The sequence below is a fragment of the Rhizobium ruizarguesonis genome (assembly GCF_012349115.1).
Taxonomy (GTDB): Bacteria; Pseudomonadota; Alphaproteobacteria; order Rhizobiales; family Rhizobiaceae; genus Rhizobium; species Rhizobium ruizarguesonis.
In genome coordinates, this window is the sequence record NZ_PQIG01000044.1 from 1 (window position 1) to 368 (window position 368).

At 62.0% G+C, this 368-nt stretch carries 1 protein-coding gene; it reads left to right on the forward strand.

Annotated features, from left to right (window positions below):
* Positions 1-68 precede the first annotated feature (68 nt).
* Positions 69-368: adenine nucleotide alpha hydrolase family protein (locus C3Y91_RS05295; protein ID WP_502362291.1), on the forward strand; the 300-nt coding region annotated here is incomplete at its 3' end.

The window sequence follows — 368 nt, forward strand, 5'->3', positions numbered from 1 at the left end:
GCCGAGCTGATCGACAAGCTCAAAAACGAAGCCGGCGTGCTTTAAGCCAGAACTAGGGAGATATCATCATGGCCATTCTTCTTCTGGCTGACCACGACAATGCCAGCCTGTCCGATCAGACCGCCAAGGCGCTGACGGCTGCAGCCAAGATCGGCGGCGACGTGCATGTGCTGGTTGCAGGCAAGGGCGCCAAGCCCGCTGCCGAACAAGCGGCCAAGCTTGCCGGCGTCTCCAAGGTGCTGCTGGCCGAAAGCGATGAACTCGCCAACAATCTGGCCGAACCGCTGGCCGACCTGATCGTCTCGCTCTCCGCCAGCTACGACACGATCCTGTCTGCCGCCACCTCGGTCGGCAAGAACGTGCTGCCG